We start from the raw sequence: 24,842 nt of genomic DNA on the forward strand, positions 1-24,842 counted from the left end.
GTAAGTTCCCCCTATATTAATTTCTCTGCTACGTATGAAGCAAATACATCTAATGCTACTTCTTCTTGTTCACCCGTTGCCATATCTTTTAAGTTAATGATGCCTTTATCTAACTCATCTTCCCCTAATACAGCTACAAATTTCGCTTTTAGACGATCTGCTGATTTAAATTGTGCCTTCATTTTGCGATCTAAATAATCTTTTTCAACTGATAATCCAGCTTTACGAAGATCAAACGCAACTTTCGCAGCATGGTCTTTTGCTTTTTCACCAAGCGCTACAACGTAACAATCAATGCTATGTTCGATTGGCAATTCAATGTTTTCAGCTTTTAGTGCCATAATTAAACGTTCAATACTCATCGCAAAACCGATACCTGGCATTTCTGGTCCACCGATTTCTTGTACAAGTCCGTTGTAACGTCCACCACCGCTTAATGTAGTAATAGCACCGAAACCTTCTGCCTCACTCATAATTTCAAATACAGTGTGTTGGTAGTAGTCTAAACCACGTACTAAGTTCGGATCTTTTTCAAATGGAACATCCATCATCGTTAATAGTTCTTGAACTTTTTCGTAGTATACTGCTGAATCTTCGTTTAAGTATTCTGTAATAGATGGTGCCGTTCCCATTAATTCATGGTTACGATCCTTCTTACAATCTAAAATACGAAGAGGGTTCTTTTCTAAACGAGATTGACAGTCAGAACAGAACTCACCGATACGTGGCTCGAAGTGTGCAATTAACGCATCACGGTGTGCTTGACGGCTTGCTGCATCACCTAAGCTGTTTAATACAACTTTAATATTTTTTAAGCCCATGCCGCGGTAAAACTCTACAGCAAGTGCAATTACTTCTGCATCAATTGCAGGATCGTTACTGCCGATTGCTTCAATACCAAATTGTACGAATTGACGATAGCGACCTGCTTGTGGTCTTTCGTAACGGAACATTTGGCCGATATAGTATAATTTCGTCGGTTGTGTTGCGTCACCGAACATTTTATTTTCAACGTAAGAACGTACAACAGGTGCAGTACCTTCTGGACGTAATGTTAAACTACGCTCTCCACGATCTTGGAATGAGTACATTTCTTTTTGTACGATATCTGTCGTATCACCAACACCACGTAAAAATAGCTCAGTGTGTTCAAAAATTGGTGTACGAATTTCTTTGTAATTGTAACGACGGCAAATTTCGCGTGCTTGCCCTTCGATATACTGCCATAACTCAACAGTACCTGGAAGAATATCTTGCGTTCCGCGTGGGATTTGAATAGACATATTCAGTTCCTCCTCAAATTGTTTTAATCTTAATAAAAATAAAAAAACTCCCGCCTCTACTGTTTGAACAGTAGGGACGAGAGTATTATACCCGTGGTGCCACCCTAATTGAAGCACGTATGCTTCCACTTTTTTAATAACGCTTAAATGTGCGTTCATCCCTACTAAGCGTATACGCCGTTCAAGTTGAAACCTCTAGAGTGTCATTCAATCAGTCATCATGTAGAAATGTTTTCAGCCTAAGACATTTCTTCTCTTTCCATGTGTGTCTCATTTACTCTTCTCTATCAAAGGTTATATTCATATGTAAATATAAAATTACTATACGTTTGTTCAGTAGGATTGTCAAGTGCTCTAAGAGCGTTCAATCTGCTTCTTTAGACGCTTTACATCTTGAAGAGAAATCCCAAACTCAGAAGCAAGCTCCATCGAAGTATTGTTTTGCTCTTTTGAAATAAAATCATGAAAATTTACGTTAAACAGTTGATTTGCACCATTTGTAACAGAATGCCCTTTTTCATTCATGCGCATACGTATATCCCTCACATTCAATATGGATGTTTTACTTTTTATTGTTCCATATTGATTAGAGAGTTATACATAACTGAAACAGCTATTAATTCTAAAAATAAGAATCCAAATAGCGGGATAAATGAACAAAACATACAACAATGTATAAAAAAGAGAGGATGATATCATCCTCTCTTTTTAAGTAACACTATTTACTTTCTACAATTAAGGTCACCGGACCATCATTGATTAAAGAAACATCCATCATTGCCCCGAACTTCCCTGTTTCTACATGCAATCCTTGCTTACGTACTTCTTCATTAAAGAAATCATATAAACGCTCTGCATAGTCAGGTTTGGCAGCATCCATAAAGTTTGGACGTCTTCCCTTGCGGCAATCTCCGTATAATGTGAATTGCGAAATGGATAGAACTTGTCCTTCTACATCGAGTACAGAATGGTTCATCTTTCCGCTCTCATCTTCAAAAATGCGTAAGTTCGCAATTTTTTCTGCGATGTAAGTTGCATCTTTTTCTGTATCTTCATGCGTAATGCCAACTAGTAATGTTAAACCGAACGGAATTTGTCCTACGATCTCACCGTCTACTGTGACAGACGCTTCCTTTGATCGTTGTAAAACAACTCTCATCTTTTCTACACTCCCTATTAATGCATCATGCGTCGTACTGCATAAATTTCTGGAACACGTTTAATGCGTTCTACTACTTTTTTCAAGTGCTGTAAGTTACGAATAGAGATTGACATATTAATTGTCGCCATCTTATTACGGTCACTTCTACCAGAAACTGCCGAAATGTACGTTTTCGTCTCTGTAACAGCTTGTAATACTTCGTTTAATAAACCACGACGATCGTAACCTGAAATTTCAATATCAACGTTATACTCAATTTCTTTTTCAGGGCTACCTTCCCACTCTACTTCTAATAAACGTTCTATAGCTTCTTCTGTATGAACATTTACACAGTCACGGCGGTGAATCGATACGCCTCGGCCTTTCGTAATATACCCAACGATATCATCACCAGGTACTGGGTTACAGCATTTTGATAAACGAATTAATAAATTATCTGCACCACTTACTTTAACGCCAGAATCCCATTTTCGAATTTTCATCGGTTTACGAACTTCTTTAACTTCAACAATCTCTTCTTCTTCACGTTGCTTACGGAACTTGTCCGTTAGTCGCGTAACAATTTGCGATGCAGTGATACCATTATATCCAACTGCCGCAAACATATCTTCTTCATTTGCAAAGTTGAATTTTTCAGCAACTCGCTTTAAATTGTCAGGAGCTAATACTTCTTTCATCTCATACTCTAGGCTACGCACTTCTTTCTCAACAAGTTCACGGCCTTTTTCAATATTTTCATCTCTACGTTGTTTCTTAAAGAACTGACGTATTTTGTTTTTTGCATGAGATGTTTGAGCAAGTTTCACCCAATCTTGACTTGGTCCATACGAATGTTTCGATGTTAAAATCTCAATGATGTCACCTGTTTTTAATTTATAATCAAGCGTCACCATTTTCCCGTTTACTTTTGCACCAATTGTTTTATTTCCAATTTCTGAATGCACACGATATGCAAAGTCAATTGGAACAGATCCAAGTGGTAATTCCATTACATCGCCTTTCGGTGTAAAGACGAATACCATGTCAGAGAATAAATCAATTTTTAATGACTCCATAAACTCTTCTGCATTAGAAGCTTCATTTTGCCATTCTAATATTTGACGGAACCATGTAAGTTTCTTCTCTAATGTACCTGCTGTTTCTGCTGTTTTTCCTTCTTTATACGCCCAGTGTGCCGCGATCCCGAATTCTGCGATCTCATGCATTTCTTTCGTACGAATTTGCACTTCAAGCGGATCACCTTTCGGCCCAATTACAGTCGTATGAAGAGATTGATATAGGTTTGCTTTCGGCATTGCAATATAATCTTTAAAACGACCTGGCATCGGCTTCCAGCACGTATGAATAATTCCAAGTACTGCATAACAATCTTTAATACTATTTACAACGACACGTACAGCTAATAAATCGTAAATTTCATTGAACTGTTTATTTTGCAGTGCCATTTTACGATAAATGCTGTAAATATGTTTTGGTCTTCCAGAAATTTCAGGTTGAATTGCAACTTCATCTAATTTCTCACGAATACCAGTCATTACTTCCTCTAAATACTCTTCACGTTCTGCACGTTTACGCTTCATTAAATTTACAATACGATAATATTGCTGTGGATTTAAGTAGCGAAGTGAAGTATCCTCTAGCTCCCATTTAATAGTACTAATTCCGAGTCTATGTGCTAAAGGTGCAAAGATTTCTAACGTTTCATTCGCAATGCGACGCTGCTTCTCTTGAGGCAAATGTTTCAATGTACGCATGTTATGAAGACGATCGGCTAGTTTAATTAAAATAACTCGAATATCTTGAGCCATTGCAATAAACATTTTGCGATGGTTTTCTGCTTGTTGTTGCTCATGAGATTTATATTTAATCTTTCCAAGCTTTGTCACACCATCAACAAGCATAGCAATTTCTTTATTAAATTCCCGTTCAATATCTTCTAATGTAATCTCTGTATCTTCTACTACATCATGTAAGAAACCTGCTGATACTGTAGCTGGATCCATGTGTAAATCAACTAAAATACCTGCAACTTGAATTGGATGAATAATGTATGGTTCACCCGATTTTCTGTATTGTTCGCTATGCGCATCGCGTGCATATTCATAGGCACGTGCTACTAGCTCAATATCTTCATCCACTAAATATTGACTTGCTTTCTCGAGTACCTGTTCAGCTGTTAGTACCTGCTCATTTGCCATCGAATCACCTTTTATTGAAAATTGACTTTATCTTTATTAAATAGAATAAATTATATTCTATCATTATAACCCAATGATTGTGAATTGTGAAAAGGAAAAGATTTTACTGACATTTCACTATAATTTTTTGTTCAATTATACAAAAGTACCCGCTCCTCTCCAAGAGATTCACGGGTACTTTTTATCACCGTAGTTTTACCTATATAGTGATTAGTATTTTTCTAATACTAATACATCGTAACCATCTAACATTTTACGACCATCTAAGTAAGTAAGTTCTACTAAGAATGCAATTCCTGCTACAACTCCGCCTAGCTCTTCAACTAACTTAATTGTCGCTTCAATTGTTCCACCTGTAGCTAATAAGTCATCTGTAATTAATACGCGTTGACCTGGTTTAATTGCATCTTTATGGATTGTTAAAACATCTTTACCATATTCTTTACCGTAGTCAACTGTAATTACTTCACGTGGTAATTTTCCTAATTTACGAACTGGCGCAAATCCTACTTCTAATGCATAAGAAACTGGGCAACCGATAATGAAACCACGCGCTTCTGGTCCTACTACAAGATCAATGTTTCTTTCTTTTGCATACTCAACGATTGCATCTGTTGCTGCTTTGTATGCTTTACCGTCGTTCATTAACGGTGTAATGTCTTTAAACACGATACCTTCTTTCGGATAATCCGGTACAATTGCGATATGTTGCTTGAAATCCATATTTCTGAATCCTCCTCAGATCTAAAAGGTTTGTAAATACAAATCCTTTACCCTAACTGTTCTACTTCTTTATGATTACGAATCGTTTCAAACCATGTATATAGTTGCTGATATGTGCTATAAACCAATTCTTTTTCTAATTGTAAGTGGTTCATTTTCTCACAATATGTGTTCGATTCAATTAAATCACGCTTTTGTTTTTTGTCTGCCATAAAAATGACGCCATCTTTTATTGTAACAAATTCTAACTCAAAAAACACCTGTGTCATGAAATTTACTGTATCTTTTGACCAACCTTTATGTTGACATAGTTGTTCTCCATATTGTCTTAAAGAAAATGGTGATTTTTGGCTCAAGAATGAATAGTACCATTTAAAGTGATCCCTCGTTGGAACAGTGCTAAATAAATGATTATTCTCTTGATAAAATAGCGTATAGATTCGCGATGGGAACCCAACTTTAAATAGATCTCGTAATTCATCTGTTCCTTTTGGTAAATCAAGTAATACGATGTATTGCTCATCTAACTCGGTTACCTCTGATGCATGCATCATATGCTCTTTATAGTCTTCTAAAGAAAATTTATTCAATACCTCTTTAGAAAAATACAACATCGTGATTTTTTCTTTCGGAAGTTCTGCTAAATTTGCTTCTACGTTACGCATACTACGCCAATCAAATAATTGCCATGCCTCTACAGCAATATCTTGCACCATTAATTGCGGCTTCTTAAAATTATTCCATTCATTAATAGACGCTTCCCCAATTACAGAGACTTTTGCAACTGGAGAAATTTCTTTCGCGTACGCACCAAAACCGAATCCAATTGTATCCAATGTTGCTTGTCCATCACGAAGAGACATCTTTAAATGAGAACCATCTGATCCGATTGCACGAATACTTTCTAACTCCGCATCTTTCACTGCAATACGTGGCTTTGGATTTCCAACACCAAATGGCGCTAACTTTTGCATATCTTCAATTGCTGCAAGTGTTACGTCCTCCACTTTGCAAAAAGCATCGACAGCTGTAATTGGAATAAAATCTTCTTCTGTTAAAATTGTATCTGCTTGTTCATTTAAACGGCGGCGTAATTCATCTACATCATTCATATGTAGCGTCATTCCCGCTGCCATCGGATGTCCTCCGAAGTGCGGCAATAACTCTCTACAATCTGACAAGTTTGCAAACAAATCAAATCCTGCAATACTACGCGCTGAACCTTTTGCAGTTTCTTTTACAGGATCAATGCATAATACAATCGTTGGACGATAAAAACGTTCAACTAATTTAGAAGCGACAATTCCAATTACACCTGGATTCCATCCTTCTTTTGCAAGCACTAATACTTTATTGTCTTCAGGAGGGAAATTCGTTTCCACTTCAGCGATAGCTTCTTCTGTAATTTGCTTTACAATATCTTTTCGCAGTTTGTTCAGCTCATCAATTTCTTCAGCCAGCTCTTTCGCTTCTTCGGGATCCTCTGATAATAAAAGATGTACAGCCGGCGTAGCATCTTCTAAACGTCCAACTGCATTAATACGAGGTGCGATTGAGAAGCCAATGCTCTCTTCTGTAATTTCACTTTGCGAAACGTTAGCAACTTTAAATAGCGCCTTTAGTCCGATATTTTTCGTCATGCGCATATGTTTTAAACCGCGCTTCACTAGCAATCTATTCTCACCGTGAAGTGATACTAAATCGGCTACCGTACCAATTACTGCAATTTCTAATAAATGTTCTGGTACACGGCCCAGTAGTGCATGTGCAACTTTAAACGCAACACCAACGCCCGCTAAATAGTGAAACGGATACACACCGCCATCTAATTTCGGGTGAATAATCGCAAGTGCTTCTGGCAATTCTGGTGGTGGCTCATGGTGATCTGTAATAATTAGATCTATCCCAAGTTCCTTCGCTACCTTCGCTTCATGTACAGCTGCGATACCAGTATCGACAGTAATAATGAGTGAAAATCCTGCGCTATGCGCCCAACGAAATGCTTCTTCATTCGGTCCATAACCTTCTGTAAAACGGTTTGGGATATAAAATTCTACGTCTGCACCTAATTCTTGTAAGGCAATATATAAAACAGTTGTACTACTTACTCCGTCCGCATCGTAGTCACCAAATATTAATATTTGCTCTCCATTTTGAATCGCCTTATTTACACGTTCTACCGTTCTATCCATTCCTTCTAATAAAAATGGATCATGAAATTCTTGATTTTCTGTATTTAAAAAATCTAAAATCTTATCTTCTGTATCTAGTCCTCTACCGAGGAATAACGAAACGACAAGTGGTGATAATTGTAATTTACTTGCTAATTCACTCACTCGCTCGCTATTATATTCTTTTTCTTTCCAACGCGTCTTCGGTTGTAACACGAAATCACCCCTTAACCTGTTCATTATACAAGACAGATTAAGGGGTGACAATATCATGCAAACTACGATGTAATATCTGTATACTAAAATGTTACTAATGTTTAATTTGGAGAATACGGATTTATATGTACAAATACATTTTGTACGTTATCTTGCAGCATAAGCGTTTCTTTCACATGCTTTCCAATGCGATGCCCTTCTTCTACAGTAATATATGGATCTACAGAAACTTTAATATCTACAATAACGTAATGACCATGCTCCCTCGCATATAACGAACCGATTTTTTTCACACCATCTATTTGAAGTACTGCTTCTCTAAGCGGAACAACATCTTCCTCATGAAGAACATGATCAAGCGTTGCATGAATTGCTTCTGCCCCAATACTCCATGCCATTTTTGCAACAAGAAGTGAAACAAATAATCCTGCAATTGGATCGGCATATACAAGCCAATCTAACCCGAACTTACCACCAATAATCGCTGCACAAATACCGATTAAAGCTGCAATTGAAGAAAACACATCTGAACGGTGCTCATATGCATTTGCAATAATTGCATCACTATTTACCCTTTTCCCTAATCGGAATTTATATTGAAACATTCCCTCTTTCACGATAATTGAAAGAACGACAGCAAAAATTGTAATCCCTTTCGGTGGTTCTAGTTCCTGCGAAAAAGCTTTTATGGACGAAATCGCTATCTCGATTCCCACAATAAATAATAATACTGCAACAATAATCGCTGAAATCGATTCCGCTTTACCATGACCATACGGATGATCTTCATCGGGCGGCTGCTTTGCTGCTCGTAACCCAAACAGTACAGCTAGCGAACCAATTACATCTGATGCAGAATGCACCGCATCTGCTAATAGCGCTTTACTGTTCCCAATATAACCAATTACCGCCTTTATAATCGCTAATATAATATTACCAACGATCCCGACAATAGCACCAAACTCGGCCTGTTTAAAACGTTCATCTTTTTCCATCATTAAAATCCCTTCTTTTCTTAACCTATCTTTTTATCCCACTTTAATGGGCAGTAAGACCCCTATCTCAAAATTCAGTGAAAGCAAAAAATTTAGGTGGGGGTCGGGCTGCCCATAAAAGTCCGATTGGTGAAGGCTAATAATCAGTGGGGGATGAAGAAAACCCCCACTGATTAAAGTTTCACTTTATTGTAACAAAAATAGCGATATCATCACCACTTTCTTCCATTTCATCATTTCAAAGTAACTATCTTATTGTATCCACAAACGAAAAAAGAGATGCCTCATAAAGAGACATCATCTTTTCTATACTTGCGGTTCAGATTCTACTTTCTCAACCTTTTTCTTGTTTTTGCCCTTTTTCAAACGACGGTTTTCAAGCATTAACCAAATTTGAGAAGCAACGAAAACAGAAGAATACGTACCTACAACTAATCCAACTAGTAACGCAAACGAGAAGTTACGTAGTGACTCACTACCGAAGATAAGCAGTGCAATTACTGGGAATAGCACTGTTAATACGGTGTTAATCGAACGACCAAGCGTTTGGCGAATACTTGCATTTACGATTTCTTCTAAGTCTTTTATATCGCGAACTCGTTTTTTCTGTTTGTATAATTCACGGTTTCTATCAAATGTAACGATTGAATCATTAATAGAATAACCGATGATTGTTAATACCGCAGCGATAAACGTTAAGTCTACCTCTAATTGGAAAATACTAAATATAACAATCATAACGAACGCATCATGTAATAATGCAAGTACTGCAGATAATGCGTACGTAAATCGGAATCGAATACTTACGTATAAAATGATAACCGCAGAAGCGATTAATACTGCGATAAATGCATTTCGTGCAATTTCTTTCCCGATTGTTGGTGAAACTGTACTTACGTTTGGATCTGTACCATATTTATCGTGGAAGAATGTTTTTGTTTTCGCAATTTCATCTTTTGATAGAACACCTAATGTACGAACTGCGAATCCTTTATTGTCATCTCCAGTCGGTACAATATTTTCTTCCTTCACATCAATGTTCAACTCTTTAAAATCTTTATGAACATCAGACACAGTAACTGCTTGTTTTGATTGCAAGTCGATACGTGTACCACTCGCAAAGTCAATACCAAGATTCAATTTGAAAATTGGCAAAATAATTGCACCTGCAATTACAACTACAATCGAGAAGATAAGGAATTTATGACCGACATTTACGAAATTAATACGATCAAATTTCGTTGGTGGATGTACTACACCTTTTGTTAATGGAATAATATCCTTTTGCTTCACACCAAAGTATCCTGGTTTTTTATCGAAGTAACGGCTCTTTACTAGTAAACTTAGTAAGAAACGAGTACCGAATACGTTCGTAATAAAACCGACTAAAATACTTACGATTAAACTTGTTGCGAACCCTTTTACAGAGCTATTACCATAAACGAATAATACACCAGCTGCTGCAAGTGTTGTAATGTTCGCATCTAAAATGGTTGCTAATGAACGATGGTTACCAGCACGGAATGCCGACATCATTGACTTACCAATTTTCAGCTCTTCTTTCAGTCTCTCGTACGTAATAATATTCGCATCAACCGCGATACCTACCCCGAGCACTAACGCCGCAATACCTGGCAACGTAAGAACTGCATGCATCCAGTTAAAGACAAGTAATGTAACGAAAATGTATAAACCTAACATAATAACCGCTACAAGTCCTGGTAAACGGTAGAATACAAGCATAAATAAGAAAATAAGAGCGATACCAATCGCACTAGCGAAAATTGTTTGCTCTAACGCTTGTTGACCAAACTTCGCTCCAACAGATGTTGAATACATTTCTTTTAAATCAACAGGAAGTGCACCTGCATTTAATAAAGATGAAAGTTGTTTCGCGCTTTCAACTGTAAAGTTTCCACCTACGATAGATACTTCAGCTTGGTTAAACACTTGGTTTACTGTTGCTGCTGATAAGAACTTCGGATTCGGTTTTGCAGATTCTGCTTTGTACGAATCTTTTCCTTCTTCAAAATCAAGCCAAATTACCATTAAATTCGTTGGTGGTGGCATTTTTGAAATTTTCTCAGTTACTTCACGGAATTTTTCAGCGCTTTTTAGTGTAAGACCTACACTCGCACGGCCTTGCTCATCAAATGTTTGCTTCGCTCCGCCACCTTTTAAATCCGTTCCATCCATAAGAAGATTGTCATCTACATCACGGAATGTTAATTTCGCTTGTGTTGATAACATTTCACGTGCTTTTTGCTGATCTTGTACACCAGCAAGCTGTACACGAATTCGGTCCTGCCCTTCGATTTGAATGTTCGGCTCACTTACACCGAGAACATTGACACGATTTTCAAGAGCACCTACTGTACTTACAAGTACATCTCGATCGATTTTATCACCTTTTTTGGCTGGTTTTACTTCATACAGAATTTCAAAACCACCGCGAAGGTCTAGTCCTAGACTAATTCCTTTTGCTATGTCTTTTCCTGCCGCACCAATTACTCCACCGATTAATAAAACGATGAGGAAAAAGGCGGCAATTCTCGTACCACGCTTTGCCATATGTACCCTCTTTCCGCTACTAACACTTCAAATAAATCTTTTACGATTCACCTTCACACGTGTGCATACGCCTAGTTAGTAGACTTCCTTTCTATAATTTTGCTAGTTCCTCACCAGCTGTGTCAGTAAGTTTTTCACATTACCTACACTTTCATTATTTGTTTTCTCTCTTCACTACCTCCTTTATATATGATCTTAGACATAATTATTTTCTCATTATCAATACCTATCATTATACTGCAAAAGGAAGAACAAACCAATTGCAGTCGGTTATTTATTTTCATATTCATCAAATGACCAAAGCGGGGCTTGATATGCTTCAACAGTTAAATACGTCATATATTCATTAGCTGTTACTGTTAATACGTCATTAACTAATTCATACAATCTAACGTCACCGTCTATCTTCTTCCACTTTTTCACTTTAAGAAACTTCCAAATGTCATCATCTGTTACTCGGTCGTAGCCGAACATTTGGAACTCTTCTACTTTACTTTCTAAAACGACTTGTAACTGTCCGCGGTATGATTCTACCAAAGCCTCTCTATCTAACATATATAACATCTCCTTCTTATTTCAGCACGAAAAGTCGCTTTTAATCCCGCTCTAATGGACAGCAATAACTACTTTCAAGAGTACTCTCTTAAATGCTTGTCATTCTTGTCTCGTACGTGCATATAAATTATTGTAAATCATTCCACTGATTTTGAGAAGGTAGGAGAAGACCATGACGAGACAAAGCTTTTTAAAAGGCGCATTTATTTTAATGATAGCCGGCTTTATTACCAAAATTCTAGGATTTATTAATCGTATTGTAATGGCACGTATTTTAGGAGAAGAAGGCGTTGGCCTTTATATGATGGCCGTCCCTACATTTATTCTAGCAATTACATTAACACAAATCGGTCTTCCTGTCGCAATCGCAAAATTTGTAGCAGAAGCAGAAGCTGTGAATGATAAACAAAAAGTTAAAAAAATATTAACAGTATCATTAGCTGTTACATCTGTTATTAGTATCATTTTAACAATTGGAATTATGCTCCTCACACCTATTTTAGCAAAAACATTATTAACTGATGAACGAACGTACTATCCATTAATGGCCATTTTGCCTGTCGTTCCTGTTATTGCTGTTTCTTCTGTTTTACGTGGCTATTTCCAAGGGAAACAAAATATGAAACCTAGCGCTTACGCCCAAGTGATAGAACAAATTGTCCGCATTACAATTATCGCTATATGTATTCAATTATTTTTACCTTACGGCGTAGAATATGCTGCAGCTGGTGCTATGTTATCAGCCGTTCTCGGTGAAGTGGCATCGTTATTATTTTTACTCACTTTATTCCAGCGTGAAAAACATTTATCTATACGCTCTGGATTTTTCACTACCGTAAAGGAAAGCAAGGGGACATTTTATTCTCTTATGGATATTGCACTTCCAACTACAGGAAGTCGTTTAATCGGTTCCGTTTCCTATTTTTTTGAACCTATCGTCGTTATGCAAAGCTTAGCGATTGCCGGCGTTGCTGCCTCCGTCGCAACTCAGCAATACGGTATATTAAACGGGTATGCATTCCCGCTTCTTTCACTACCAGCCTTTATTACATACGCTCTTTCGACAGCACTCGTTCCATCTATTAGCGAGGCAATGGCAAAAAGACAACATAAATTAGTAGAACACCGCTTACAACAAGCTCTTCGAATCTCACTCATTACTGGCGGGTGGTCAGTCGTTATATTATACGTATTTGCTTCTCCTGTTTTAACTCTTATGTATGGATCGGATAGTGCAACAGCGTTCATCCAGCTTCTTGCACCTTGCTTTTTATTTCATTATTTTCAAAGTCCACTTACCTCTGTCTTACAAGCTTTAAACTTAGCACGTGCGGCCATGATGAATACGTTTGTTGGTGCAATCGTGAAATTAATTGTTATTTTCGTACTAGCCTCAAGGCCAGAGTTTCAAATGATGGGGGTTGCCCTTGCAATTGCAGCAAATATCGTAACAGTAACATTTCTTCATTATGCTACTGTTTTAAAGAAAATTACATTTACCATTTACGCAAAAGACTATATTTTTGGCGGACTTGCCATCGGTATCGCAGGCTCCTTCGGTTTTTACCTTCATAAGTATATAGTTTTCTCTCATTCACTTGGCGTACAAACATTATGGGAAATCACTTTAACAACACTCGTTTATATTGTGCTCCTCTTCATTTTCAAGCTCATTCGAAAAGAAGAGTTAAGTCGTCTCCCTATCATTCGAAAACTTTCATTTTTGAAGTAAATAGGCTTACTATTCCATATAGTAAGCCTCTAGTTTTCTTTCAAATCAACAAAAAATTTCCCATTTTGAAAACTACAGTATAAAATTTGTGTTACATCGTTATAGCCTAAGTTTTTTAATTTTTCAACAAGCCACTCGTCTGTATGTTCAATCATTTGCAAATGGCTAGATTGAATTTCTCCATCGATAATAAGGGGAAGAGTAAACTGCAATGCGTCCTGCCCACCTTTTTGTTTTTGAAAGACAGATAACTTCCCAGATGGTTCTAAAATAGCGTATTCTACATCCCTAATATCTCCGACTCCCTGCTCTCTTAATTGCATCATTAAATCATCTATATTATATCGCTGGTTTCTCATCTTTTTTTCATCAATTTTTCCAGCATTAATAATGATTGCTGGTTCGCCTTCTATTAAATGCCGAAATCGTTGAAACTTTAAAGAAATGACAGACAAAATGATCTGTATACACATAAGAAAGACCATCGGGACTAATTGATGCCAAAGTGATTTATCCGTATTTTCAATTGCGACTACAGCCATTTCACCAAGCATAATGAATACGACTAAATCTAATACACTTAATTCTCCTATTTCACGTTTACCCATAAGACGAAAGATAATTAAGATGATAATATACAGCAGCATCGTCCGGCCAATTACTGATAGCCATTCCATTTCTACATCTCCTTTTTACATATAGACTCCCCTATAAAAAAGAAAATAGTCTAACTTAGGCAAAAGGAAAATATGCTTGTATTAAAAAGGGGGAATGTATAAATGGGTGGAACGAAAAAATTATCAACTGCAATCGGCTTCGGTATCGTTATCCTATTAATTCTCGCAACAGTTACTAGCATGATTATGGCTCTTTTATTAAAATTTACAGATATGAATGAAGGAACATTAGCTGTTACTATTTTTATACTAGCACTTTTATCTATGCTTATATCCGGGTTTACTGCCGGCAAAAAAGCACAAGGGAAAGGTTGGCTAGTAGGCTTCACAACAGGACTTACATTCACTATACTTGTTTTTCTAGTTAACTATTTAGGCTTCTCTCAAACTTTATCGAACTCGCAGTTACTTTACCAATTAGCATTAATGGGCGCGAGTACACTTGGTGGCATTTTCGGTGTAAATATGTCCAAACAAAATAACTAAAAAAAGGCCCTGCACATTTCATGCAGGGCCTTCCTCATTAGTTTTTCACAACTTCACGAATCGCATTACGATCGAAAGTTAAGTGTGAACCACCAGATTTAATAACGATTTTCGTCTCATCTACTGATTCAATTGTACCGTGTAAGCCACCGATTGTTACGATAGCATCACCTTTTTTTAACTCACTTTGCATTTGAGCAACTGCTTTTTGACGTTTTTGTTGCGGGCGAATTAATAAGAAATAGAAAATCGCAAACATCGCAACGATCATAACGATATTCATCATACCTGGATTCATCTTTTGTTCCTCCTTTTAAATTATGTATTAGAAGTTTTTAGCATTCGGTTTATTAAAGCCATACTGTTCAAAGAATTCTTCGCGGAAATCGCCAAGACGGTCTTCACGAATAGCTTGTCTCACCTGCTCCATTAAGTTTAACAGAAAATGAAGGTTGTGATAAGACGTTAAACGAATTCCGAACGTTTCATCACATTTCATTAAGTGACGAATGTACGCACGAGAGTAATTTTTACATGTATAGCAATCACAGTTTGGATCAAGCGGACCGAAATCTCTTGCGAATTTCGCATTTTTGACAACTAGACGGCCTTCACTTGTCATACATGTACCATTTCGAGCGATACGAGTTGGAAGTACGCAGTCAAACATATCAATACCACGAATTGCACCATCGATTAACGAGTCAGGAGAACCTACTCCCATTAAGTAACGTGGCTTATTATCTGGAAGAAGTGGTGTTGTAAACTCAAGTACACGGTTCATAATATCTTTCGGCTCACCTACAGATAAACCACCTACCGCGTAACCAGGGAAGTCCATTGAAACAAGGTCTTTTGCACTTTGGCGACGAAGCTCTTCGAACTCCCCACCCTGTACAATACCGAATAAACCTTGATCTTGTGGACGTTCATGTGCTTTTAAGCAACGCTCTGCCCAGCGGCTTGTACGCTCTACAGATTTCTTCATATATTCAAAAGTAGCTGGGAATGGTGGACACTCATCAAATGCCATCATAATATCTGAACCTAATGCATTTTGAATTTCCATCGCTTTTTCTGGTGATAAGAATAATTTATCTCCATTTAAGTGGTTACGGAAATGAACGCCTTCCTCTTCAATGCGACGGAAGTCACTTAAACTGAATACTTGGAAACCACCAGAGTCCGTTAAGATTGCACGATCCCAGTTCATAAATTTATGCAAACCGCCTGCTTCACGAATGATTTCGTGACCTGGACGTAGCCATAAATGATACGTATTACTTAAAATAATGCCAGAATCCATTGCTTTTAATTCTTCTGGTGACATTGTCTTAACTGTTGCAAGCGTACCAACTGGCATAAATGTTGGTGTATCAAATGAACCGTGTGGCGTATGTACACGTCCTAAACGGGCACCTGTTTGTTTACAAGTTTTAATAAATTCATAACGAATTGCTGTCATAATTTACTCCTTTTATTTGTTTCCCATTTTAGCGTGAGAGGCAACGAACATTGCATCACCAAAGCTAAAGAAACGATATTTTTCTTTTACTGCTTCATTATAAGCATGAAGTACATTATCTCTGTTTGCAAATGCACTTACAAGCATAATTAATGTTGATTTCGGTAAATGGAAGTTTGTAATTAAACCATCAATTGCTTTAAATTCGTAACCTGGGTACATAAAAATGTCTGTCCAGCCAGAAGCAGCACAAAGCTTGCCGTCATGATCTGTCGCAATTGTTTCTAACGTACGAGTTGAAGTCGTACCTACCGTAATAATACGTCCACCATTCTCTCTTACACGGTTTAATAATGCCGCCGTCTCTTCAGACATATGGTAATATTCTGCGTGCATATGGTGCTCTTCAATCGTATCAGCAGAAACTGGTCTAAATGTTCCAAGCCCTACGTGAAGTGTAATAAATGCTAACTCAACGCCTTTTTGTTTTAACTTTTCCAGTAACTCTTCTGTAAAATGAAGTCCTGCAGTCGGCGCTGCTGCTGAACCGATTTCTTTCGCATATACTGTTTGATAGCGATCGCGATCTTCTAGCGTCTCTTTAATATATGGAGGAAGTGGCATTTCTCCAAGTTCATCTAAAATTTCATAGAAGATGCCGTCATATGAAAATTCAAGCTGCCGTCCACCTTGATCTGCAGTTCCTGTGCAAGTTGCTTTTAATTTTCCTTCGCCAAAAGAGATAACAGTTCCTTCTTTTACACGTTTCGCTGGCTTAACAAGCGTCTCCCACTTATCGCCTTCTTCTTGTTTTAAAAGAAGTACTTCAATGTGTGCGCCTGTATCTTCTTTCACACCGTGCAGACGAGCAGGCATTACTTTCGTTTCATTTAAAACTAAGCAATCCCCCTCATGTAAGTAAGAAAGAATGTCCGTAAAATGTTTATGCTCAATATCCCCTGTTTCGCGGTCTAACACCATTAATCTTGATGTTTCACGCTCTTCTAATGGGACTTGTGCAATAAGTTCTTCTGGTAAATGAAAATCAAACAGATTAATATCCATAACTATATCCACCTATTTCTTATTTGAATCGATTTATTATATACATAATAAAAGATAATACAATACTTAACACAATACATGTAATGATAGGAAAATAAAAGGTAACGTTTCCTTTTTTCACAAAAATATCGCCTGGAAGCCTTCCAATGAACTTCCAAGCTAAGCCAACAACGATAAGTAAGATCCCTGCTATAATAAGCAATTTTGGCATCTCCGTCATACTTCTGGCATCTCCATTCCGAAATGCTCATATGCAAGTGGCGTTACAATTCGACCCCTTGGCGTTCGTTGTAAAAAGCCAATTTGTAATAAATACGGCTCATACACATCTTCAATCGTATGAGATTCTTCTCCAATCGTTGCCGAAACCGTTTCTAATCCAACTGGGCCACCGCGGAATTTCTCAATAATACCAAGCAATAATTTATGGTCAATATGATCTAGACCTAATTTATCTACTTGCAGTAGTTCTAACGCCATTTGTGTAATTTCCATCGTAACTGTTCCGTTACCACGAACTTGTGCGAAATCTCGTACACGTCGTAATAAACGATTCGCAATACGAGGTGTACCACGAGCACGTCTTGCAATTTCTAGTGCAGCTAACGAATCAATTTCAACTTCAAATACTTCTCCTGTACGTTCCACAATCGCAGAAAGCTGATCTACTGTGTAATACTCTAATCTTGAAAGTACACCGAAACGGTCACGAAGCGGCGCTGATAATGCACCTGCACGCGTCGTTGCTCCAACTAATGTAAATGGCGGTAAATCTAAACGTACAGACCTTGCTGACGGTCCTTTTCCAATGACAATATCAAGGCAAAAATCTTCCATCGCAGGATATAGTACTTCTTCAATTGATCTATGCAAACGATGAATTTCATCAATAAATAATACATCCCCTGGTTGAAGCGATGTTAATACAGCTGCTAAATCTCCTGGCCTTTCGATTGCTGGACCTGAAGTTGTTCTAACATTTACGCCCATTTCATTGGCAATAATATTCGCAAGCGTCGTTTTACCAAGTCCTGGTGGTCCATATAAAAGCACGTGATCTAACGTTTCTTCACGCATTTTCGCCGCTTCAATAAACACTTCTAAATTATGTTTCGCTTTATCTTGGCCAATATACTGACGGAGCGTCTGTGGCCGTAATGAATATTCTAAATCCGCATCTTCATATGCAGATTCCCCTGAAAGGAGACGTTCGTCCATTATACTCACCTCTTACCATTTAGTAAAAGACTAAGTGCCTTTTTAATATACTGATCCGTCGTTAATGATTCTTTTAATAACTCTGGTACAACGCGAGAAACTTCTCGTTCCGCGTATCCAAGTGCGCGCAGAGCTTCCAGCGCCTCATCAAGCTCAGCTGACGAACCTTTCTTCTCATCAAAACGTTCTTCGTCTGAGAATAAATCAACAAATGCATCTGGTACAACGTCTGCTAGTTTTCCTTTTAAATCTAAAATCATTTGGCGCGCTGTTTTCTTTCCTACGCCCGGGAACTTCACTAAAAACTTCTCGTCCTCATGTTCAATCGCTTGAACGACCTGTCCTGTTTGACCAGAAGCTAATATTGCAAGAGCGCCTTTTGGTCCAATACCAGACACACCTAACAACTTTGTAAATAATAAACGCTCTTCACGTGTTTTAAACCCGTAAAGCGCCATAATATCTTCTCTCACATAATGATATGTATAGACACGGATTTCTTGCTTACTTCTTTGAAATACATACGGATTCGGTGTGAAAATTTGATAACCAATTCCATTATGATCAATTACGACATATTCCGGTCCTACATACTCCACGTAACCTGTAACATATTCAAACAAAATACAATCTCTCCCTCTTAAATCATGTATTCCATTTTAACATATTTAATGATAGAAAAGCGAGACTGCCCCAACAAATGTTCTCTATTTGAAACTTCTGTTATTTTCATTGACAGAAAGGTTAAAGCACATTAATATACAGAAGTCGATAATGATTATCAATACTAATTAAAGGGGTTACATCAGGATGAAACAGAAGCTATTTATTTTATTTACTATTATGCTAGTTGTTCTTTCTATCGTTGGCTGTTCTTCTCAAAAAGAAGAATCAAAAGCAAAAGAACAACCGAAAACAAAAGTTGTAAAACACGCTAAAGGGGAAGCTACAATTCCAGTAAATCCAAAGAGAATTGTTGATTTATCTGGTTCAACAGAAGAATTATTACTTCTTGGACACAAACCTGTTGGTACAGCAAATACATATAAAGATAAAATCCAAAAGCATTTGACAGAAAAGCTAGACGGAGTAAAAGCAGTAGGTTGGTATTGGGCACCTAAAGTTGATTTAGAAGCTGTTACTGCTTTAAAACCAGACTTAATTATTTTGAACAATCGTCAATTAAAAATTTATGATCAACTAGAAAAAGTAGCACCGACAGTTGTTCTAGAAACAAACTTAGAAGACTGGCGCGGTAAGTTTAAAGAAGTAGGTAAACTATTTGACGAAGAAAAGAAAGCCGACAAATGGATTGCAGACTACGATAAAAAAGCCGACTCTTTATCTAAAAAGATTAAAGAGAAAACAAAAGATGAGAGCTTTATGTTCATCGCAGTTACACCACAAAACTTCCGTGTATACGGTAGCTTCGGGTACGGTGACATCATCTTTAACGACTTAAAACTTCCAGCAACAAAAGGTACAGATTTAAAACAAACGATGGCGCAAGTATCGCTAGAAGGTCTTGTTGCATTCCAACCTGATCAAATGTTCGTTGTAAACTTTGGCGGCGAAGCTGATAAAGTTTACGAAGACTACAAAAACAGTGCCGTTTGGAAAGACAATAAAGCTGTGAAAAACAATCATGTATATGAAGTATCAAACGAAATCTTCAATACGAAAGCTTTCAATCCAATCGGAAAAGATATGCTAATCGATGAAATCGCAAAACAAATTTTAGATAAAAATAAATAAGAAAAAAAGCAGCTCACCATGAGCTGCTTTTTTTCTTATTTTGCACTGCATATTGTTTCATTTTTTCAATCGTCCTCACAAAACCTTCTTTTGATTTAATGCGAATACCACGCTTCAATTTCGCGCGCTCATAACTCTCAAGCTTTTTCATATCAATTTGAAAGAAGGAATGAATCGCATTATCACTTTTCGGTACACCTTTGAAAATTTGTAATATCCCTTCCTCTGACACTCCAAAATAACCGCTCGTTTTTAATAACGGAGAAATATCGTCAACTTTCTTTTGTAATACGATTTGTACATCATCACGATCAACGAGCTGCCATTCTTTATACTGCTGTAAAAACTTTTCTAAGTCTGCTACTTTTTCTGTAAAGATTTCCTCACTTACTTCTCCATCAACATACATTCGCTCTAATAAAATTGTAACTTGAGGGTCTTTCTCTGTTACTTCTGGTACTGGCCCTTCCGCCTTCGCATTCGTTCCATAAACGAAACAAAACATCATAACGAAAGCTTGCATCGCAATCAGTATCCATTTCATTTCCGTTCACCTCTTTTAGGCAAGATCATACTTTCATTAGTAGTTTTTCCGGAAATGGGGGTTTTATCCCTAATTCATAGATTACTCTCATTAAGACTTATAGAGTCCAATGATTTCTACCTATTTCGAAACATATTGATTACTTGAAAGCTTTTTTATATCTTTATTGGATTGTACCGTCGCTATATAGACTCCAATTAATACGATTGCCATTCCAACTATTTGTTGCCACGTAACAGCTGCTCCATATAGGACAACTGATATACAAGTAGCTACAATAGGAGTTAGATTTAAATACATACTCGCTTTGCTTGCACCTAGCTCTTCTACTCCTTTATTAAACACGATATATCCAATTAACGTCCCGCATATGACCATATACAACATTTCTATCCATCCCTGTAAAGAAAACGCCCCAACCTTTCCCCATCCATCTTCATATAGAGAAAGGCCCGCTAAAAACACAGTACCTAATACCGTCATACTCATTGTAGTTAACAAAGGGGAGACACCACTCATAACTTTTTTTCCTGTTAAACTATATAACACCCCACAGATTAAAGCAGCTATAAATAAAAGATCTCCCTTATTAAATGACAAAGACATAAGTGTATTCATTGAACCACTCGTAATCACAACTATGACACCGATAAGGGACAACATTAAACTTATTCCGACTTTTATACTCCAAGACTCTTTAAAAAATAATATTGCTCCTAAGGTTACAAAAACGGGCATTGTAGCAATAATAAGCGAGCCATTCAGAGTAGAAGTATAGTTAAGTCCCATAAAGAAAAAAACATTATAGCCAAAAATACCTGTTAATGATACAAATAACAGCCCTTTCCAATTCTTTAATAACAAACTTGTATTCCATTCAGATTTCATAAAAACTATGCCTATTAAAATACAACCTGCTAAGCCAAAACGAATTGTTGCCGCAGTAATCGGTGGAATTTCAGTAATAACATGCTCTGCTGTTGCAAAAGAGCCACCCCAAAATAAAGGAACAAGTAACATAATGACATACATACGATTTATTTTTTTCATTTTTATTACCCCTTTCAAGTAAATAAGTTTAAAAGTTTAAACTTATTTACTTGTTAGTTAAAAAAAATTAATAATTCGATTCTATTGCTTGAAGTAAATCCTTCACCTGTTTTAAAAATTCTCCGGCTATTATAGAATAAAAAATTTCTTTTCCATGTCGATCCGCTACAATTAGTTCTGCTTGTTTTAAAATTTTTAAATGGTGTGAAACAGCTGGTCTAGAAATCCCCATTTTATCTGTTATTTGCGTTACATTCATCTGTTTGTTTTCTAACAATAGCATAATAATTTGCTGACGATTCTCATCCCCCAACGCCTGAAATATAGGTGTTACGACCTGAAATTTCTCTAATACAACTTCTGTATTTCTACATTCAAAATTCTCCATATCCTATTCATCCCAACCTTTTATATATAAAAAACATGTAATATATTACCATTAAATAGTAACTCTTTCATATATACTTGTAAATAACTTTATTTTCCGACTTTTATTCCAATAAAAAAGGGAAGCTTGGATTTCTCCATTCTTCCCATTACATTCATATAAAATGAAAGACGCCTGCAAAGCAGGCGTCTTGATGCGTTTACGGCGAGAGACCAGGCGACCACATTCGCGTGTTTAGCACTTAAGCATATCTCTCGTCTTACGTAAATTAGCTCATCGCTTTGCTAATATAACATTAATAACGTATAAGTGCAACACGTTTATAAAAAAATTTTATTTCCTCTTTCATCCAAACAAATTATATGTAAATTATAAATTGATAAATGCAATATATATGTTACAATTAACGTAACAGCGAAATCATCATAAACAGGAGATGGATATTGTGAAAAAAATAAAAGATGAACGTCTCATTCTGCAAACATTAAAAAATATACGTATTGCCTTTCTTTTTCAATCACTTGGTATAATTGGAATTTTAGGCTATATCGGATTCACTAAAGGACTAGATCAAATTACGAAATCTCCATTATGGCTATTATTTATTCTTACGAGTATTGTGCTTAGTTATTTACAGTTAAGCGTTTCAATTGATGTAGAAGAAAGCGAAAAGGATATCCAATTAACTCCTTACTATAAACTTGTCTTTCGCTCCCTTATCGTTGGAATTATTATGGCTATTATTTATATTATTTTCAGTCCAGAAAGACCTCTCTTTGAAGCTATTTTAACAGGTAGCATTCTCTTCATATGCTTTTTAGTCTCTTACTCCGTTAGTTATTTTATAAAAAAGCGTCGTTTACAAGACAACGATGAATAAAGAGGAAGGGCTATCCTTCCTCTTTTATTTTGCTATCGCACTGTACCAGTTAAACCGTAACGAATGTCTCGGAACATATTTACTATGTCACGATTAAAATCGTTTGTAACTGTACCGTTACGCAAGCGTGTACTCATTGCATCGACACGAGTAAACATGTCATTTCTTACAGAAACATATACGTTTCTGTTTCCAACTTCATTTGCAACAGCTTGACGAATTTCGTTCGCCATCGCCGTTTCATTTGTCACCGTGTTACGTGGTTTTACTGCAATCGCTACATCGTTTCCATATACAACTGTAGACACGCGGTCTACGTTATTCATACGTTTCACACGATTCGTAATTCTTTCTGCAGTTTTACCATCATTGTTAATGTATGAATTGTTCATTGTAATATTACGTGTTGGATGCGGATTAGCAATTTGACCGTTGTAATTTACATCACGGTAATAGTTGTATCCTGTATCGTTACGACCATTTCTATATGTCACATAGTCTGTATAACGATCGTTACGCGCCACATTATCACGATACTGGTGTGTATCATTATAAGATGTACGCTCGTAATTGTAGTTACGTCCATCCATTGCATTGTTATCTTTTGGTGTACCACATGCAGCTAATGCACTAGTAACTAACAAAGAAGCAGCAATCACTTTTACTTTCGTATTCAATACAAAAACCCCCTCTGTTAGAATGAGCTTCTCTTCTGAAAAGCTCCCTCTTATGATGAGTAACAGAGAAGGTTTTTACACTGTTAATATTTCACTGGGGATTTTCTAACATTTGGTGTAAATCTTTCGTTTCCGGAATGAATCTACATACAAAAAAGGTGGGAATAATCCCACCTTTTTTAAACTTCTTCATCCTCTTCTTCTGAAACTGGCTCCCCAAATACATTTGGCGGATCTGGTTGATAATACATCGTTCCTGGCTGTGGTGCATATGCTGATTGAGTTGGTTGATAATATAAAGGATTCGCGTATTGTGGCCCTCCAGGTTGCGGACTATATAGCCTACTCTCTCCTCCGCATCCACAATCTTCCTCTCCTTGCACGAGCGGCGGCATATTATTATCTATCGGCATCATATTTGGATTTGGCATAGACGTATATTGCGGTCCAAACGGTGCTCCTTGCTGATATGGCATTTGATATGGATTTTGTTGTTGATAATACGGATTCGGCGGCATCATAGGCTGTTGGTACGGCATTTGATATGGCATCATATTCGGCGGTTGATTGTTATCCATGATTGGCATCATATTTGGCATTTGATTGTTATCGATAATTGGCATCATGTTTGGTGGCTGATTATTATCCATAATTGGCATCATGTTTGGCGGCTGATTGTTATCCATGATTGGCATCATGTTTGGTGGCTGATTATTATCCATAATTGGCATGATGTTTGGTGGCTGATTATTATCCATAATTGGCATGATGTTTGGTGGCTGATTATTATCCATGATTGGCATGATGTTTGGCACTTGAATATTTGGTGGTTTTACTTGCGGAATAACTACATTTTCTTTCGATACATTTGGTGACACTATATTTCCTACATTTTCTTTCTTTACTTGTGGTGATACTATGTTTCCTACATTTTCTTTCTTTACTTGCGGCGACACTATGTTTCCTACATTTTCTTTCTTTACTTGCGGTGACACTATGTTTCCTACATTTTCTTTCTTTACTTGCGGTGA

Annotated in this window: 24 protein-coding genes, 1 pseudogene and 1 other annotated feature; of the genes and pseudogenes, 4 read left to right on the top strand and 21 right to left on the bottom strand. The window is 37.0% G+C overall.

Going from position 1 to position 24,842, the window contains the following annotated elements; translation table 11 throughout:
* Window positions 1-11: 11 nt before the first annotated feature.
* The 9 genes from hisS to FH036_RS14870 all read right to left on the bottom strand — a co-directional run bounded on the left by hisS (window position 12) and on the right by FH036_RS14870 (window position 11,874).
* The gene (hisS, locus tag FH036_RS14835) at window positions 12-1,283 is read right to left on the bottom strand and encodes a histidine--tRNA ligase (protein ID WP_000027087.1); all 1,272 of its coding nucleotides are present in this window, start codon (window positions 1,281-1,283) and stop codon (window positions 12-14) included.
* A gap of 69 nt (window positions 1,284-1,352) precedes the next feature.
* Window positions 1,353-1,583: a binding site (T-box leader), on the bottom strand.
* A gap of 54 nt (window positions 1,584-1,637) precedes the next feature.
* Window positions 1,638-1,814: a hypothetical protein gene (locus FH036_RS27130; protein ID WP_001242605.1), complete on the bottom strand. Its 177-nt coding sequence runs from the start codon at window positions 1,812-1,814 to the stop codon at window positions 1,638-1,640.
* Window positions 1,815-2,001: 187 nt separating this feature from the next.
* On the bottom strand, window positions 2,002-2,442 hold the full coding sequence (locus FH036_RS14840; protein ID WP_001266956.1) for a D-tyrosyl-tRNA(Tyr) deacylase: 441 nt from the start codon (window positions 2,440-2,442) through the stop codon (window positions 2,002-2,004).
* Between the two features lie 17 nt (window positions 2,443-2,459).
* Window positions 2,460-4,643: a GTP diphosphokinase gene (relA, locus tag FH036_RS14845; protein ID WP_001262814.1), complete on the bottom strand. Its 2,184-nt coding sequence runs from the start codon at window positions 4,641-4,643 to the stop codon at window positions 2,460-2,462.
* A gap of 210 nt (window positions 4,644-4,853) precedes the next feature.
* On the bottom strand, window positions 4,854-5,366 hold the full coding sequence (locus tag FH036_RS14850; RefSeq protein ID WP_000346219.1) for an adenine phosphoribosyltransferase: 513 nt from the start codon (window positions 5,364-5,366) through the stop codon (window positions 4,854-4,856).
* 47 nt (window positions 5,367-5,413) lie between these two features.
* Window positions 5,414-7,753, bottom strand: a complete 2,340-nt coding sequence (recJ, locus tag FH036_RS14855; RefSeq protein ID WP_139895916.1) for a single-stranded-DNA-specific exonuclease RecJ — start codon at window positions 7,751-7,753, stop codon at window positions 5,414-5,416.
* Between the two features lie 101 nt (window positions 7,754-7,854).
* On the bottom strand, window positions 7,855-8,748 hold the full coding sequence (locus tag FH036_RS14860) for a cation diffusion facilitator family transporter (RefSeq protein WP_014481757.1): 894 nt from the start codon (window positions 8,746-8,748) through the stop codon (window positions 7,855-7,857).
* Between the two features lie 306 nt (window positions 8,749-9,054).
* A complete protein-coding gene (gene secDF / locus FH036_RS14865) occupies window positions 9,055-11,319 on the bottom strand; it encodes a protein translocase subunit SecDF (protein WP_001119060.1) in 2,265 nt (754 codons plus the stop codon).
* A 270-nt stretch (window positions 11,320-11,589) separates the two neighbouring features.
* The gene (locus tag FH036_RS14870) at window positions 11,590-11,874 is read right to left on the bottom strand and encodes a post-transcriptional regulator (RefSeq protein WP_000886977.1); all 285 of its coding nucleotides are present in this window, start codon (window positions 11,872-11,874) and stop codon (window positions 11,590-11,592) included.
* Between the two features lie 172 nt (window positions 11,875-12,046).
* On the opposite strand from FH036_RS14870, the gene spoVB reads away from it, so the two are divergent.
* Window positions 12,047-13,606, top strand: coding sequence for a stage V sporulation protein B (spoVB, locus tag FH036_RS14875; RefSeq protein WP_139895918.1), 1,560 nt, complete (start codon window positions 12,047-12,049; stop codon window positions 13,604-13,606).
* Window positions 13,607-13,635: 29 nt separating this feature from the next.
* On the opposite strand, the gene FH036_RS14880 is transcribed toward spoVB, so the two are convergent.
* The gene (locus FH036_RS14880) at window positions 13,636-14,283 is read right to left on the bottom strand and encodes a DUF421 domain-containing protein (RefSeq protein WP_044793745.1); all 648 of its coding nucleotides are present in this window, start codon (window positions 14,281-14,283) and stop codon (window positions 13,636-13,638) included.
* A gap of 102 nt (window positions 14,284-14,385) precedes the next feature.
* Between FH036_RS14880 and FH036_RS14885 the strand changes: the two genes are divergently transcribed.
* On the top strand, window positions 14,386-14,769 hold the full coding sequence (locus FH036_RS14885; protein WP_000509530.1) for a TIGR04086 family membrane protein: 384 nt from the start codon (window positions 14,386-14,388) through the stop codon (window positions 14,767-14,769).
* A 37-nt stretch (window positions 14,770-14,806) separates the two neighbouring features.
* On the opposite strand, the gene yajC is transcribed toward FH036_RS14885, so the two are convergent.
* The 6 genes from yajC to ruvA are packed head-to-tail and all read right to left on the bottom strand — an operon-like array spanning window position 14,807 to window position 19,140.
* Window positions 14,807-15,067 carry a preprotein translocase subunit YajC gene (gene yajC, locus FH036_RS14890; RefSeq protein ID WP_001068066.1) on the bottom strand — a complete coding sequence of 87 codons (261 nt, stop codon included), beginning with the start codon at window positions 15,065-15,067 and terminating at the stop codon, window positions 14,807-14,809.
* Between the two features lie 27 nt (window positions 15,068-15,094).
* Window positions 15,095-16,234, bottom strand: a complete 1,140-nt coding sequence (tgt, locus tag FH036_RS14895) for a tRNA guanosine(34) transglycosylase Tgt (protein ID WP_000125362.1) — start codon at window positions 16,232-16,234, stop codon at window positions 15,095-15,097.
* Between the two features lie 12 nt (window positions 16,235-16,246).
* Complete coding sequence (gene queA, locus FH036_RS14900) at window positions 16,247-17,299, bottom strand: tRNA preQ1(34) S-adenosylmethionine ribosyltransferase-isomerase QueA (protein WP_000354031.1); 1,053 nt, start codon at window positions 17,297-17,299, stop codon at window positions 16,247-16,249.
* A gap of 19 nt (window positions 17,300-17,318) precedes the next feature.
* Window positions 17,319-17,519, bottom strand: coding sequence for a DUF2905 domain-containing protein (locus FH036_RS14905; protein ID WP_098903519.1), 201 nt, complete (start codon window positions 17,517-17,519; stop codon window positions 17,319-17,321).
* Complete coding sequence (gene ruvB / locus FH036_RS14910) at window positions 17,516-18,517, bottom strand: Holliday junction branch migration DNA helicase RuvB (RefSeq protein WP_000344458.1); 1,002 nt, start codon at window positions 18,515-18,517, stop codon at window positions 17,516-17,518. Before ruvB ends, FH036_RS14905 begins: the two co-directional genes overlap by 4 nt.
* Before the next feature lie 5 nt (window positions 18,518-18,522).
* Window positions 18,523-19,140 (bottom strand): Holliday junction DNA helicase RuvA, encoded by a 618-nt coding sequence (gene ruvA / locus FH036_RS14915; RefSeq protein WP_000464508.1) that lies wholly within the window; start codon window positions 19,138-19,140, stop codon window positions 18,523-18,525.
* Between the two features lie 187 nt (window positions 19,141-19,327).
* Between ruvA and FH036_RS14920 the strand changes: the two genes are divergently transcribed.
* A complete protein-coding gene (locus FH036_RS14920) occupies window positions 19,328-20,272 on the top strand; it encodes an iron-hydroxamate ABC transporter substrate-binding protein (protein WP_139895919.1) in 945 nt (314 codons plus the stop codon).
* A 13-nt stretch (window positions 20,273-20,285) separates the two neighbouring features.
* On the opposite strand, the gene FH036_RS14925 is transcribed toward FH036_RS14920, so the two are convergent.
* The 3 genes from FH036_RS14925 to FH036_RS14935 form a co-directional block, all read right to left on the bottom strand.
* Window positions 20,286-20,816 (bottom strand): BofC C-terminal domain-containing protein, encoded by a 531-nt coding sequence (locus FH036_RS14925; protein WP_139895921.1) that lies wholly within the window; start codon window positions 20,814-20,816, stop codon window positions 20,286-20,288.
* A 120-nt stretch (window positions 20,817-20,936) separates the two neighbouring features.
* Complete coding sequence (locus FH036_RS14930) at window positions 20,937-21,866, bottom strand: DMT family transporter (protein WP_000723577.1); 930 nt, start codon at window positions 21,864-21,866, stop codon at window positions 20,937-20,939.
* Between the two features lie 67 nt (window positions 21,867-21,933).
* Complete coding sequence (locus FH036_RS14935) at window positions 21,934-22,254, bottom strand: ArsR/SmtB family transcription factor (protein ID WP_000426918.1); 321 nt, start codon at window positions 22,252-22,254, stop codon at window positions 21,934-21,936.
* Window positions 22,255-22,699: 445 nt separating this feature from the next.
* Here FH036_RS14935 and FH036_RS14940 point away from each other — a divergent pair, with 445 nt between their 5' ends.
* A complete protein-coding gene (locus FH036_RS14940) occupies window positions 22,700-23,134 on the top strand; it encodes a hypothetical protein (protein WP_014893501.1) in 435 nt (144 codons plus the stop codon).
* 32 nt (window positions 23,135-23,166) lie between these two features.
* Here FH036_RS14940 and FH036_RS14945 read toward each other — a convergent pair whose 3' ends face one another.
* The gene (locus FH036_RS14945) at window positions 23,167-23,811 is read right to left on the bottom strand and encodes a YhcN/YlaJ family sporulation lipoprotein (protein WP_001093528.1); all 645 of its coding nucleotides are present in this window, start codon (window positions 23,809-23,811) and stop codon (window positions 23,167-23,169) included.
* 179 nt (window positions 23,812-23,990) lie between these two features.
* A pseudogene (locus FH036_RS14950) lies at window positions 23,991-24,842 on the bottom strand (peptigoglycan-binding protein LysM); the annotation flags it as partial.

The sequence above is a fragment of the Bacillus sp. CD3-5 genome, assembly GCF_006349665.1.
GTDB lineage: Bacteria > Bacillota > Bacilli > Bacillales > Bacillaceae_G > Bacillus_A > Bacillus_A paranthracis.

What these genes read in the sequence shown, in the direction of transcription:
- hisS (WP_000027087.1), bottom strand. Translation starts at nt 1,283, where the DNA reads ATGTCTATTCAAATCCCACGCGGAACGCAAGATATTCTTCCAGGTACT.
- FH036_RS27130 (WP_001242605.1), bottom strand. Translation starts at nt 1,814, where the DNA reads ATGCGCATGAATGAAAAAGGGCATTCTGTTACAAATGGTGCAAATCAA.
- FH036_RS14840 (WP_001266956.1), bottom strand. Translation starts at nt 2,442, where the DNA reads ATGAGAGTTGTTTTACAACGATCAAAGGAAGCGTCTGTCACAGTAGAC.
- relA (WP_001262814.1), bottom strand. Translation starts at nt 4,643, where the DNA reads ATGGCAAATGAGCAGGTACTAACAGCTGAACAGGTACTCGAGAAAGCA.
- FH036_RS14850 (WP_000346219.1), bottom strand. Translation starts at nt 5,366, where the DNA reads ATGGATTTCAAGCAACATATCGCAATTGTACCGGATTATCCGAAAGAA.
- FH036_RS14860 (WP_014481757.1), bottom strand. Translation starts at nt 8,748, where the DNA reads ATGGAAAAAGATGAACGTTTTAAACAGGCCGAGTTTGGTGCTATTGTC.
- secDF (WP_001119060.1), bottom strand. Translation starts at nt 11,319, where the DNA reads ATGGCAAAGCGTGGTACGAGAATTGCCGCCTTTTTCCTCATCGTTTTA.
- FH036_RS14870 (WP_000886977.1), bottom strand. Translation starts at nt 11,874, where the DNA reads ATGTTAGATAGAGAGGCTTTGGTAGAATCATACCGCGGACAGTTACAA.
- spoVB (WP_139895918.1), top strand. Translation starts at nt 12,047, where the DNA reads ATGACGAGACAAAGCTTTTTAAAAGGCGCATTTATTTTAATGATAGCC.
- FH036_RS14880 (WP_044793745.1), bottom strand. Translation starts at nt 14,283, where the DNA reads ATGGAATGGCTATCAGTAATTGGCCGGACGATGCTGCTGTATATTATC.
- FH036_RS14885 (WP_000509530.1), top strand. Translation starts at nt 14,386, where the DNA reads ATGGGTGGAACGAAAAAATTATCAACTGCAATCGGCTTCGGTATCGTT.
- yajC (WP_001068066.1), bottom strand. Translation starts at nt 15,067, where the DNA reads ATGAATCCAGGTATGATGAATATCGTTATGATCGTTGCGATGTTTGCG.
- tgt (WP_000125362.1), bottom strand. Translation starts at nt 16,234, where the DNA reads ATGACAGCAATTCGTTATGAATTTATTAAAACTTGTAAACAAACAGGT.
- queA (WP_000354031.1), bottom strand. Translation starts at nt 17,299, where the DNA reads ATGGATATTAATCTGTTTGATTTTCATTTACCAGAAGAACTTATTGCA.
- FH036_RS14905 (WP_098903519.1), bottom strand. Translation starts at nt 17,519, where the DNA reads ATGACGGAGATGCCAAAATTGCTTATTATAGCAGGGATCTTACTTATC.
- ruvB (WP_000344458.1), bottom strand. Translation starts at nt 18,517, where the DNA reads ATGGACGAACGTCTCCTTTCAGGGGAATCTGCATATGAAGATGCGGAT.
- FH036_RS14920 (WP_139895919.1), top strand. Translation starts at nt 19,328, where the DNA reads ATGAAACAGAAGCTATTTATTTTATTTACTATTATGCTAGTTGTTCTT.
- FH036_RS14925 (WP_139895921.1), bottom strand. Translation starts at nt 20,816, where the DNA reads ATGAAATGGATACTGATTGCGATGCAAGCTTTCGTTATGATGTTTTGT.
- FH036_RS14930 (WP_000723577.1), bottom strand. Translation starts at nt 21,866, where the DNA reads ATGAAAAAAATAAATCGTATGTATGTCATTATGTTACTTGTTCCTTTA.
- FH036_RS14935 (WP_000426918.1), bottom strand. Translation starts at nt 22,254, where the DNA reads ATGGAGAATTTTGAATGTAGAAATACAGAAGTTGTATTAGAGAAATTT.